Source organism: Leptospira adleri (assembly GCF_002811985.1).
In the GTDB taxonomy this organism is placed as follows: Bacteria; Spirochaetota; Leptospiria; order Leptospirales; family Leptospiraceae; genus Leptospira; species Leptospira adleri.
The window spans coordinates 19434-32124 of the sequence record NZ_NPDU01000031.1; the positions used below are offsets into that span (position 1 = coordinate 19434).

At 46.7% G+C, this 12691-nt stretch carries 8 protein-coding genes; 7 read left to right on the forward strand and 1 reads right to left on the reverse strand.

Translation table 11 applies throughout. From position 1 onward, the window contains the following. Nucleotides 1-40 precede the first annotated feature (40 nt). Nucleotides 41-526 (reverse strand): DUF4395 domain-containing protein, encoded by a 486-nt coding sequence (locus CH376_RS12950; RefSeq protein ID WP_100784251.1) that lies wholly within the window; start codon nucleotides 524-526, stop codon nucleotides 41-43. Between the two features lie 242 nt (nucleotides 527-768). On the opposite strand from CH376_RS12950, the gene CH376_RS12955 reads away from it, so the two are divergent. The 7 genes from CH376_RS12955 (at nucleotide 769) to CH376_RS12990 (ending at nucleotide 12184) form a co-directional block, all read left to right on the forward strand. Further along, a complete protein-coding gene (locus CH376_RS12955; RefSeq protein ID WP_100784250.1) occupies nucleotides 769-1644 on the forward strand; it encodes a sulfurtransferase in 876 nt (291 codons plus the stop codon). Then, entirely contained in the window at nucleotides 1641-3017 is a 1377-nt protein-coding gene (locus CH376_RS12960) for a multiheme c-type cytochrome (RefSeq protein ID WP_165783625.1), read from the forward strand. The genes CH376_RS12955 and CH376_RS12960 overlap by 4 nt, the downstream gene beginning before the upstream one ends. Then, entirely contained in the window at nucleotides 3014-3724 is a 711-nt protein-coding gene (locus tag CH376_RS12965) for a glycosyltransferase family 2 protein (protein ID WP_100784248.1), read from the forward strand. Before CH376_RS12960 ends, CH376_RS12965 begins: the two co-directional genes overlap by 4 nt. Beyond that, a complete protein-coding gene (locus CH376_RS12970; RefSeq protein ID WP_100784247.1) occupies nucleotides 3721-5136 on the forward strand; it encodes an MptA/MptB family glycosyltransferase in 1416 nt (471 codons plus the stop codon). The genes CH376_RS12965 and CH376_RS12970 overlap by 4 nt, the downstream gene beginning before the upstream one ends. A 160-nt stretch (nucleotides 5137-5296) precedes the next feature. Continuing rightward, nucleotides 5297-8590: an efflux RND transporter permease subunit gene (locus CH376_RS12975; RefSeq protein ID WP_100784246.1), complete on the forward strand. Its 3294-nt coding sequence runs from the start codon at nucleotides 5297-5299 to the stop codon at nucleotides 8588-8590. 791 nt (nucleotides 8591-9381) lie between these two features. Further along, nucleotides 9382-10956, forward strand: a complete 1575-nt coding sequence (locus CH376_RS12985; RefSeq protein ID WP_100784244.1) for an FAD-dependent thymidylate synthase — start codon at nucleotides 9382-9384, stop codon at nucleotides 10954-10956. A gap of 46 nt (nucleotides 10957-11002) precedes the next feature. Further along, complete coding sequence (locus tag CH376_RS12990) at nucleotides 11003-12184, forward strand: M20 metallopeptidase family protein (protein WP_100784243.1); 1182 nt, start codon at nucleotides 11003-11005, stop codon at nucleotides 12182-12184. Nucleotides 12185-12691: the final 507 nt, after the last annotated feature.

Below are 12691 nucleotides of genomic sequence, written 5' to 3' on the forward strand. Positions count from 1 at the left end.
AATCTGCGTTTTGGAAACGATCCTGTTTCGCTTTGTAAAATCAATTCTTCGTTTTGAAGTTTAGATTGTTACACTTTTCGCAAACTTCCTGGGGAATCACTCCCCAGCGCATCAGATAACCGAACACAAAACAGCCCGCGCAAAATCCAACGATGGATTCAAGGGCGGCAAAGAAGGCAAGAATTCCGAGCACAACTTGAAAAATAAATATCTCGCCTTTCAATAAAAGTACGAGAGACGTTAGGCTAAACAGAAATCCGATCGCTTGCGCAAAACGTTTCGGAGGACCCGGCGTCGGCCTTTCTCCTAAACGGAACAACGGTACGATACCATAAATCGCAAGTTTCGCAAAGAGAGAAAATCTCGGCCCATACAAAACGCGAGCGCTAAAACCGTACAACAATGCGAGGTTCAACCAAATCGATTGCGTCGACAAGGTAGCCAAAGCCAGAACCAAAACCAAACCGGCCACCGATCTTGCTGCGTACTCATTCACTGAATCCGGGAAATTTCCGATACGAATCATCGGTCCTCCTCTCCTCTTGGATAACGACAGGTCCGAATCTCAGACCGATTCTCACCGTAAAAGAATGACTGATATTTCTGCAATAATTTTAAATATTTTGTTATAACATCTTATTTTCTGTTATAACGAATCATGACTTGCCACGAAAGAAATACTCAATTCTTCTGGCAAAAAAAGAAATCCAGGCTTGAGATCTTCTAAATGATAGGATGAGAAGATATCCAAACCTGTAGGAAAGAACTTTGAAAACTCGATCCATATTCTTAACATTCTTCCTTATCTTTCCGAGCCTTATCTTCGCGCAAAAATCGGAATCTTGGGTTCTCACTTCGGGCGAGGCGAGAGCCCTCTTACCGAATAGCGTCGTCTTAGATACGAGGTCCCGCTCCGTATTTTACAGAGAACATATAGACGGTTCTCGTTCCGTTTCCTGGGAAGAATTCTCCGTTCCCAATCTTCCGTTGCGCGGAAATCTTCTTCCTCCGGAAACTCTCAAAAAAAAATTCGAATCTTACGGAATCGATAGCAACCGTCCCGTACTCGTAGTCAGTGAATCCAAAAACAATTGGGGCGAGGACGGAAGAATCGTTTGGATGCTTCGTTCGCTCGGACACCGCTCCGCGTTTTTAGTCGACGGAGGTTATTCCGGATTGAAACAACTCGGAGCTCCGGTCTCGAATCAAGGCGCGCCTAAAAATTCAGGCAAATTTCAGATCAAAGCGGATCCGAATCTTATCGCCACTTCATCCGAGATCAAATCGAATCTCAAAAATCGTAGGTATGTATTCTTGGATACAAGGGAAGAAAGGGAATTTTTAGGAGAGACTCCTTACGGAGAATCAAGAGGCGGACACATTCCGGGAGCGAAACATCTCTATTATAAAAATCTGTTAAACCAAGACGGTTCCCTGCTCTCTTCCGAAGAGATCTCGACCAAACTCGGCGAGCTCGGAATCGGAAGAGATTCGATCATCGTTACCTATTGCACCGGCGGAGTCCGTTCAGCTTGGATGACCGCGGTTTTAAGAAACGAAGGTTATAACGCCAAAAACTACGCGGGTTCTATGTGGGAATGGTCCTCGGGAAACGACAAGGATTATCCTCTCACCGCAAAATGAATCGCTCAAGTATATATATTTTTTTGAATATTCTAAAATCATGGAGAATCTTTTGGATCGTCGCCGGCGTATTTGTGACTCTTTCCTCCTTTCTTATCTGCAAAAACGGCTCCGATCCGATTTCTGTAAAAGATCGTTTTCCCGGTCGGGCATGGACGGAACCTATAAACTTGGGGGAATCGATTCCGGGCATTCGAGGTCTTACCGCTAAGGATTGCGGCGGCTGTCACGAAGATCACTATAAGGAATGGAAGACTTCCTCCCACGCGAACGCGTTTAGCGATCTTCAATTCCAAGCCGAACTTTCCAAACCTAATTCTCCCCAGTGGCTTTGTTTGAACTGTCATATTCCTCTTTCCGGACAAAGAAAACAAATCGCTACTCACCTAAATGACGGCGACGTCTTTCAGCCCGTTCTCGTTTCCAATGAGAAGTTCGACCCTGAATGGGAAAAAGAAGGAGTGAGTTGCGGAACCTGTCATCTCAAATCGGATTCTCAAGGTCGTACGATTCTAATCGGTCCGACTGGAGCGAAGGCTCCTCATTCCGTTGAAAAAAACAGGGAGGCACTACACGCACGCTGCAACGATTGTCACAATCAGGACTACAAACTCAACGCCTCGCTCGTATGTTACTTTAAAACCGGAGACGAATATGCGGAAAGTATTCATTTTCCGAAAGCGGATTGCGTTAGCTGTCACATGCCTTCGATAAACCGAAGCGTCGTGCTACCTTCTTTTCTCGCCGAAAAACGGGATTCTCACAGACATACTTTTATCGGAGGCGGCGTTCCAAAAACTTTTCCGCTCTTTGACGCGCAGTGGAATGGATACAAAAGCGGGCTCAAAATCGAAGAGCCTCGGTGGTCGTTTATCAAAAATGAAATCGTTCGATTGAATCTGATTCTGGAAAACTCACTCGCGGGTCATAGCGTTCCGACCGGGGATCCGGAAAGACATCTTTTAATAGAAGCGATTCTTCAAGACGCGGACGGAAAAGAAGTTTCGAAACATATCAGCAAAATCGGACAAATCTGGGAATGGTATCCCGAGGCAAAACTCGTCGGTGATAACAGGATCCGTTCAGGCGAAAAACGAAATATCGAATTGACTTTGAACACCGGAGCCGGCAAAAAACCGACCTTCGGTATTTTAAGAATTCTGCATGTTCGCTTAACAAAAGAAAACGCGGAGCATATAAAAAAGAACTCCGGACGAGCGCCGAAGGAAATCGGAGATAAACTCAAACAAATAGAACTCCACTATCCGTTTGCGAACGTATTTTACGAATCCAAAACGGATCTAAGAACGGGGAAAATCCGGATCACTTCCAAAGAAGGATTACTTTTCTCTTCCAAACGGGGAAATCCGTGAACAAGCTTTCCGTGAGCATCGTTATACCCGCGTTAGACGAAGAAAAATCGATCGCTTTTGTTCTAAAGGATTTGTCAAGAATCGCGGAAGCGGATATCTTCGAAATCATAGTCGTGGACAACGGCTCCAAGGATCGGACCGCGGCCGTTGCTTCCGAAAACGGAGCCGTGGTTCTTCAAGAATCGGAAAGAGGTTACGGAGCCGCTTGTTTAAAGGGAATCCGTAGAATTTTAGAATCAAATCCCGCGCCTGAACTCGTCGCCTTTGTGGATGCGGACTATTCCGATTGTCCGATCGAACTCTTGGATTTGTTAAACGAATTCCAAAATCCGAATGTGGAACTCGTGATCGGTTCACGGGCCTTGGGCAAAGCGGAAAAGGGTTCGCTATTGCCGGTTCAAAGATTCGGAAACTGGCTTTCCACGTTTTTAATCGGAATTTTATATGGAGTCAAGTTTACGGATCTCGGACCGTTTCGTGTGATCCGTTTGGATTCTCTCAAAAAATTGAATATGCAGGATCGTAATTTCGGATGGACTGTGGAAATGCAGATCAAGGCCGCCAAACTCGGAATGAACTGTGTGGAAGTCCCCGTCAGTTATAAAAAAAGAATCGGAGTCTCCAAGGTGAGCGGAACGATTTCCGGATCGATCAAGGCGGGCTGGAAAATTCTTTATACGATCGCCAAACTTCAATTCACGAGATGAGCAAAGAATATCTCCTCTTTTTGTTCTTTTTTCCGAGCGTCCTATTCCAATTTTTCGGAGAAAGAAAAGACTTCGCACTTTTGATCTTTGCAAATCTTCCGGCCTTCGCCGCCTATTTCCGGATCGTTTTTTCGGACAAGATCGAGGACCGTTTCCGATTTTCAAAAACGATTGATAAAATTCTAATATTCTTTCCCGGAATTTCGAACGCGAAGGTTTCGTTTAAAACCTGGATATTTTTCGGACTTGTCTTGAGAATTACGACTTTTTTTTCGAACCCGATTTTATCGGAGGACGTCTTTCGTTTTTTATGGGACGGCCTTTTGATCAACGAAGACTTTTCTCCGTTTTCCATTCTTCCCAAAGAATTGAATCTTTCCGTTTTCGACGATTCGGTCCGAATTCTCGCGGCACAATTGTTAAACGAAATGAACTCCTCGAAATTTTATTCGGTGTATCCTCCCGTGCTTCAATTTCTTTTTTTTATCGGCGCTAAAGGTATGCTCTGGTTTCAAAACGTCTGGGCCGGAACTGCGATCTGGAAAACGTTTTTGATTTTTTCGGAACTGGGAATTTTATGCTTTCTCTGCAAGATCCTAAAAGAAAACGGACTTCCGATCCGAAGGAGTCTGATCTACTGGCTAAACCCGCTTGCGATCTTAGAGATTTCGGGTAACGCACATCCGGAACCGATTCTTCTTTTGTTTCTGATCGGAGCCGTCTATTTTCTTTGGAAATGGAACGAGGAACAAAGGACAAAGGATTTTATTCTGCACGTTTCTTTTTTGGCTCTTGGAATCTTAACCAAAATCACCCCTCTAATCCTTGTACCTTGGATGTTTTTTATTCTTTTGGAACGAAGAAAATTCCGGCTTTTTTTTCTGACTTCGCTTTTTGCGTCCGCGTGTGCGTTAGTAGGTCTTTTGTTTTTTTGGAATGATCTTTTTGAAAAACAGAAAGAATCGGGGATCGGAGTATTCTTCCAGCTTTTCGAATTCAACGGCGGTTTTTATTATCTTTTGAGGGAATCGTTAAGAATATCGGGCGAGAACTTTTATCTCGCGGGAAAGATCTGCGGTTGGGCCACGTTATTCTTCGTTGTCGCGTATTCTTATCGCAGAAAAAAGGAAAACGACCTACGCGGTTTTTTTAGTTCCGCGGAAATTATCTATTGGATCTTTTTTCTTTTTTCCACAACCGTTCATCCCTGGTATATTCTTTCTTTGCTCGTCTTTAGCGTGTTTTCAAAGAACGTTTCGCCTATCGTATGGTCCGCTTTGATCCTAGTTTCCTATTCCACCTATTCGGTCGTTCCGTATCGGGATTCTTTTTTTTGGATCGCAATCGAATACGGTATTCTATTCTTCTTTTTGCATATTGATTACAAACTCGCCTCATCGTCGAATCCATAGGCACGAATTTCTAACGCGACCTAAATCAATCCGGAAGGATCCATTTTTATTCCGATTCTTGCGAAGGTCGCGTCGTAGAATCTTTCCAAAAAAACCTTTCATCTCTGACCTTTGGAGGGTTTTCTGACCATATAGTCTTTTTTAGAGTTCTTCGACACACATGATTGATAAACTGATCCGCGCCTCCATTAAGAACAGAGCCTTGGTTTTGGTTCTCACGTTTATGATCACCCTCGTTGGTATCTACAACGCTTATCATCTTTCCATCGACGCGATTCCAGACGTGACCAACGTTCAAGTTTCCGCGGTTACCGCCTCTCCCGGACTTTCTCCTCTCGAAGTGGAACAGTTCATCACATATCCGATCGAGATGGAATTCACCGGTCTTCCGAACGTCACCGAGATCCGTTCCATCTCTAGAACCGGCGTAAGTTCTGTCACGGTGATCTTCAAAGACGGAACCGATATCTACTTCGCGAGGCAACTCGTAAACGAAAGAATCAAACAGGCGGAGGCAATCATTCCTCCGGGATACGGAAGACCGGAGCTTTCTCCGATCGCCACGGGTCTCGGAGACATTTACGAATTCGTATTAACGTCCGACCGCCATTCTCCCGAAGAACTGAGAACCTATATGGAATGGGAACTCGCAAGAGAAGTAAAATCGGTCGAAGGCGTGATCGACGTGAACATCATCGGCGGTCAGGTTCGTCAGTATCAAGTCAAGATCGATCCGAGAAGACTCGCGGTCCACAACCTCACGCTTTCGCAAATCTATGATAAGCTGGAATCCGCCAACCAGAATACCGGGGGCGGTTACATCACCAAGGGCGCCGAGCAGATCGTGATCCGAGGGGAAAGTCAGTACAAGTCGATCGAAGACTTGCGTAACACGGCCGTTACTACCGCGGGAGACGGAATCCCTCTCCTACTCGGTCAGATCGCGGAGATAGAAATCGGTCCCGCGCTTCGTTTCGGTCTTGTGACTAAGGATTCGAAAGGCGAGGTTGTAGGCGCGACTGCGATGATGCTCATGGGCCAGAATTCCCTCGAAGTGGTTAAGAAGGTAAAAGTTCGAATCGAAGAAATTCGAGAAAGACTTCCTCCGGGAATGAGAATCGAAACCTATTACGATCGTTCCGAGTTTATCGGAAGAACGTTAGGCACCATCTTTACGAATTTGGCCGAAGCCGCCGTCCTCGTTATCATCGTTTTGATCGTCGCGCTTGGAACCGTAAAGGGCGCGTTACTCGTCGCTTTGGCGATTCCGATTCCGATGCTCGTCGCGACTATCTTTATGAACGCTTTCGGAATCGTGGGGAATTTGATGTCCTTGGGAGCCCTCGACTTCGGTCTTCTCGTGGACGGAACGATCGTGATGCTGGAATCGATTCTTCACGGATTTATTTTAAAACGATCCTTTTACGAGATGCAGACAAAACTCGAAGACAGGGAACTTGCAGCCGAAGAAATCATCACCGACGCCTGTGTTCGAGTCGGTCGTGCCGCCACGTTTTCAGTCGCGATCATCATGCTCGTCTATCTTCCTCTGATGAGTTTGGAAGGTGTGGAAGGAAGGATGTTCAAACCTATGGCGATCACGGTCGCCCTTGCCCTCGGAGCCGCCCTTCTTTTTTCACTCACGACATTTCCTGCGGCGGCGAGCATTCTTTTCAAAGAACCGGTCTTTCATCACAGCAAGTATTGGGATATCATCACCGAAAAATACAAAAAGCTTTTGGATTTCGGAATGTCTCGAAAGAAAGAATTCTTATATGCGGGAGTCGGAGTCGTCGCCTTCGCCCTTCTTTTGGGTTCGACCCTGGGTTCCGAATTCTTACCAAGAATCGACGAAGGTGAGATCGCGGTCGACATAAAACGCCTTCCGTCGACTTCTCTGAATTATTCGAGAGATACGAACACGGACATGGAAGCCGTCCTGAAAAAATTTCCGGAAGTAATCAGCATCGTTTCTAAAATGGGTCGAGGAGAATCCGCAGCGGAGCCGATCGGCACGGACGAAGGCGAAGCGATGGTGAAACTTAAACCCCGGAAAGAATGGGTGAGCGCAGACGACAGAGAAGAACTCATGACGAAGATGAAGGACGAAATTCTTAAATACATTCCTTCGAGCACCGTGAGTTTGTCGCAGCCGATCGAGAACCGTGTGAACGCGCTTCTTTCCGGTTCGAAAGCCGACGTCGTGATCAAGATCTACGGAGACGACTTGGTCAAACTCAAGGACATCGCCGGACAATTCGCCGAAAAGCTGAAAGGCGTGAAAGGGGTCGCGGACTTACGAGTGCAGAGAGTTTTAGGACTTCCTCTTGTGGAGATCAAAGTCGATCGCGAGAATATGGCCCGATACGGAGTGCAAGCCGAGGAGATTCTTGCAACCGTCGAAGCTCTTCGTTTGGGAAGAAACACGGGCAAGGTCTTCGAGGGTTTCAAACGTTTTGATCTTGTGGTCCGTCTGAAAATCGACGCGACCGATTTGGAACAAGTGGAGAACATTCCCGTCTTTACTTCCTCGGGTTCCACGGTTCCCCTCGGCCAAGTCGCGGAGATCCGACTCGTCGAAGGCCCGGCGGCAATCTACAGAGAATCTTTAAAAAGAAGAATTATGGTCGAGACCAACATTCGAGGAAGAGACCTCGTAGGTTTCGTAAACGAGGCCCAGAAAGTCACGGAAGAGATCGAAAAGAATCTTCCTCCCGGTTATCGGACGGATTGGGGTGGACAGTTCGAGAACTTCACGCGTGCGAAAGAAAGACTCGCGATGGTGGTTCCGATCGCTCTTGCGATCATCTTCTTTATGTTGATGGCGGCCTTCGGAAGCATCTACTACGCGTTAGGCGTCTTTATCGTTGTGCCTCTCGCGGTTTCGGGAGGAATCATCGGTCTTGTTTTGAGAGGTCTTCCTTTTAGTATTCCTGCGGGCGTCGGTTTTATCGCCGTGAGCGGGATCGCCGTTTTGAACGGGGTCGTCTACGCATCCACCCTTCGGGAAGAATTGGAAAAGGGAGCCTCGATCGCGGACGCGGTCTACTTGGCCGGAATCCATTCTCTTCGTCCGGTTATGACGACCGAGGTGATTGCGGCCGTTGGTTTTATTCCGATGGCGATCTCGACGATGGCGGGCGCGGAAGTGCAGAGACCTCTTGCCACCGTCGTAATCTTCGGAGTAATCGTCGCAACCGTCTTCTCTCGGGTCTTGCTTCCGATCGTGATGGAATATCTTTTGAACGTCTACGAATCTCAGGAAAAGAAAAAAACAGCAAAGAGAAGGCTCTTGGAAAAACAGACCTTTGGTGCGAATTCCGACTTCGGACACGATAACGGAGAATGGATACATTCTCAGGCAGACTTGGAGGAAATCACGACCGAGGAAGATTCCGAAAGAGAATCCAAATCCCGTTCTTCGAAATCGAAAAAGACAAAGAAGAAGAAATGAGGAAAGCCTTTTAGAAAACGATCTTCTGCCTTGTCGTAACTACGACATCTCTTGTGAAAGTTGCGCGCGCCCCACCCTGCGGCGCGATCCGTAGAGAACGCCGCGCTGAGTTTTGGGTGGAGGTGGTGGGCTCGTGGGAAAAAACGGGAGACTTTCCACTATCACAGAAAAACTCTCTCTGCAAGAAGAATCCGCTTCACCTCATTCTGTAGGAACTCCGACAAAACCAGGAGAAAACTCTCTTTCGAAAAAAGTCCCTGTCGTAACTACGACATTCTTTTGTGAAATGCGCGCCGAACCCGCAACTAGGGTGGAGGGTGATGAGCGACTCATAGGGAGCGAATCATAGAGTTTCCGCGGTGGGACACGTTCGGAAATTCTTCCTATCTCAAAAAATCAACCTTCCGAGGACATTCTCCACCTCAATCGCATAGGAACTCTGACAAAACCTTCTACACGGCCACTCGCTCTCTATGGATCGCGGTCCTCGTTTGCAACAAAGAGCCAACGACCACGCTCCGCTGTCTTTTGGCTAATTCGCTCTCTATGGATCGCGGGCTTTGTTAAAAACAAAGAGCCAACGACTACGCTCCGCTGTCTTTTGGCTAATTCGCTCTCTATGGATCGCGGGCTTTGTTAAAAACAAAGAGCCAACGACCACGCTCCGCTGTCTTTTGGCTAATTCGCTCTCTATGGATCGCGAATTATGTCCAAAAAAAGAGTTTCCGGTCCGGTTTCTCTCCCCAGGATTGTTCTACCGGGGATTCCCAAATCCCGCCCGGAGATTTTCGATGTTAACCCAAAAACCAATCGTATCCCTGCTCGATCACAGCAAAGATCCTTTCAATCTAGCAATCGCGACCGCGAGGACTTGCTATTCTTCCAAAGGAATCCTTCTTCCTTCAGACATGGTGTCTTCGGAAAAATCCATTGAGATTCGAGACCGCGTTGCAAAGTCCACCAAAAAAGCCGGACATCTCACCACAAGACAACATCCTCAATTCATCTTCACCCTGGATAAAGTCTCCCGGCAATTTGTATGGTCCTTCTTGCATTCTCATCCGTTTTATAACTCGGAACAAGTATCTCAAAGATATGTGGAAGTAAAAAAGGAGAATTACTACGTTCCGCCTGGACTCAGCGGAAAACTTTTGGAACTCTACCTGGACGCGGTCGACTTTGCAAGTCAGGCGTATTTTTCTTACAACGAAATTCTTCATCCATTTATCCAAGAAGAATACTTTAACATCTACAAGGCCCGAGCCAATTATCCGGACAAGTGGCAGGGACCGATCAAGAAAAAATGTCTCGAAGTGGCACGTTATCTGCTACCTCTCGGAACTTATACCTATCTCTATCATTCGATCAACGGACTTACTCTTCATCGTTATTATCGATTGATGAATTCTTACGACGTACCCGAAGAACAAAGAGCGGTAGTGACCGAAATGGTCAATCAAGTCCGCGCGGTCGATCCTCTCTATGCGGACGAAATGGACGATCCTTTGCCTCTCGAAGAAACTACCGAATACCGTTTTTTTGAATCCGTGTTCGGAACTTCCAAAAGAGAATTCCATCCGGAAGCCGCGAACTCCTTCGTAAAAGAATACGACGCCGAAATCGGAGAGCGCTATTCCAGACTCGTATCCCATTCTTCCAACGGGCCCGAGATTCTCGCAAAATCGGTCCGATCTATATTAGGAATTCCTAAATCTTCTCTCGGCGATCAGGACGCGATCGATCTCGTCCTAAATCCTTCGAAAAATAAACATCTAACTTCGACCTTGAACGAAAGTTCTCTGAGTCCGATCACGAGAGCGCTCTTTAACGTTCAATATTCCTTCCAAAAAAGAATTTCTCACACCGCCGACAGTCAGGACCAGAGACACAGGATGGTTCCCGGAGGAAGACCGGTCCTTATGTCCCAGTATGCGGGAACTCCGGATTATATTACTCCCCTTGTGGTTCAAAAATATCCCCAACTCAAAGAGAAATACGATTCCGATATGAAGCGGATCTTCGAAAAGTTGAACCGCTTCCTCGACGCGGGAGGTTCTCCTGAATACGGAACCTATCTTCTTCCTAACGCCTTCCCGATTCGTTTTTACGAAAGCGGCGATCTCTTAAATCTTCATCATAAATGGAGATCTCGAACCTGCTACAACGCACAGGAAGAAATCTTCCAGGCATCGGTGGAAGAACTCACGGACGTCTTAAAAGTTCATCCCGAAATCGCAAAGTGGATCAAGGCCCCTTGTTGGATCCGTCTTCAAGGAGAAGTCAAACCCTACTGCCCGGAAGGCGACCACTATTGCGGAACCCAGGTTTGGAAAAGGGAGTTGTCCGAGTATTCCAGAGTGATCTAAAATTCTTTCCGAAAACGATTCTAAGCTGTAGAATGGTCGAAGAAGTATGAAACTCACAGTGACCGACGACCGAACGAAAGAACTCATTCGTTACAGAAGACAAATCCACAAACATCCCGAACTCCGTTACGAGGAAAATCAGACGGCGGGGTTCGTGATAGATCATCTCAAATCCCTCGGACTTTCCTTTCAGGATAAGATCGCGAAGACCGGAGTGGTCGCGTTAGTCGATTCCGGAAAACCCGGGAAAACCCTCCTCGTCCGCGCGGACATGGACGCACTTCCCATCTTTGAAGAATCCAAAGCCGAGTATAAATCCGTTCACGAAGGCGTTATGCACGCTTGCGGTCACGACGCACATACTTCCATTCTTATGGGACTCGCTTCCGATATCAAAGAGGATATCCGTTCGATTCTTCCTAAAGGAAAAGTTCTCCTCGTTTTTCAACCCGCCGAAGAAGGCGGACAAGGCGCGGATAAAATGATCGAGGAAGGAATATTAGAAAAATATAAAGTGGACGCGGCCCTCGCGCTGCACGTCTGGAATCACATTCCCGTAGGAAAGGTCGGAGTCGTCGACGGACCGATGATGGCAGCGGTCGACGAATTTACGATCACGATCACCGGAATCAGCGGTCACGGAGCGATGCCACAACACACTGTTGATCCGATCGTAGTCGGAGCGCAGATCGTGACGGCTCTTCAGACGATCGTTTCTCGAAATACGGATCCGTTGGATTCCTGCGTCGTAACCGTGGGAAGTTTTCACGCAGGAAACGCGTTTAACGTGATTCCGGAGACGGCCGAACTCAAAGGAACCGTAAGAACGTATTCTAAAAAAATGTTCGAGGAAGTTCCCGGAAAACTCGAAAGAGTCGTAAAAGGTATCGCGGACGCACTCGGAGCAAAAGTCTCCATTCACTACGAAAGGACGAACCAACCCACGATCAACGAACCCTTTATGGCGAATATCGTCCGCAAGGCTTCCTTGAACGTTCTCGGAGCGGATAGCGTAACCGAAGAACATACCAAGTCCATGGGCGGAGAGGATTTTTCCGCGTTTCTCATGAAAGTTCCGGGTTGTTACTTTTTCATAGGATCGATGAACGAATCCAAAGGACTGATCCATCCGCATCACAGTTCCAAGTTCGATATAGACGAGGATTCTCTTTCCATCGGACTTTCCATACTAAAAGAAGCGATCCGAATCTATCTTGAAGAAAATTAGAATTCTTCGGTAAAAAAATCCAACGGAGAAAGATCGTAAACGAATGATATCATACGATCGTTTTCATACGGCTTCCAGGGAATTTTTCACCTGCATTGCCTTTCCGTTTTTAGGATCGATGCGAAGCGCTCTCTCAATCAGTTCGTTTGCGCGGGGAAGAATATTCAAAATTCTGTATATATCCGCAAGATTGATCAGATTTTTAAGCAGAGACGGATCCTGCAAAAACGCTCTTTCTCCGAGATCCGCCGCCTTTTGGTAAAATTTCAACATCTTGTAACAGAGCGACGCGTGATACAAAAGATCGCTCGAATCCGCATTCCTATCCAAAAGGGTTTCCCAATATCCGATCGACTTCGCATAATCTTTTTCTCTCAGATAAAATTTTCCCAATACCTTCAGAATTTGTTCGTTCTTAGGATGGAGTTCCAGGGCCTTCTCTAAAGTTTCCAAACCTTCGGAAATTCTATTTTTTTCGAGAAGTTCCTTCCCGTAATCCAAGGCTTC

Coding starts and splice junctions, on each gene's coding strand:
- CH376_RS12950 (WP_100784251.1), bottom strand. CDS start 526: ATGATTCGTATCGGAAATTTCCCGGATTCAGTGAATGAGTACGCAGCA.
- CH376_RS12960 (WP_165783625.1), top strand. CDS start 1,641: ATGAATCGCTCAAGTATATATATTTTTTTGAATATTCTAAAATCATGG.
- CH376_RS12970 (WP_100784247.1), top strand. CDS start 3,721: ATGAGCAAAGAATATCTCCTCTTTTTGTTCTTTTTTCCGAGCGTCCTA.
- CH376_RS12975 (WP_100784246.1), top strand. CDS start 5,297: ATGATTGATAAACTGATCCGCGCCTCCATTAAGAACAGAGCCTTGGTT.
- CH376_RS12985 (WP_100784244.1), top strand. CDS start 9,382: ATGTTAACCCAAAAACCAATCGTATCCCTGCTCGATCACAGCAAAGAT.
- CH376_RS12990 (WP_100784243.1), top strand. CDS start 11,003: ATGAAACTCACAGTGACCGACGACCGAACGAAAGAACTCATTCGTTAC.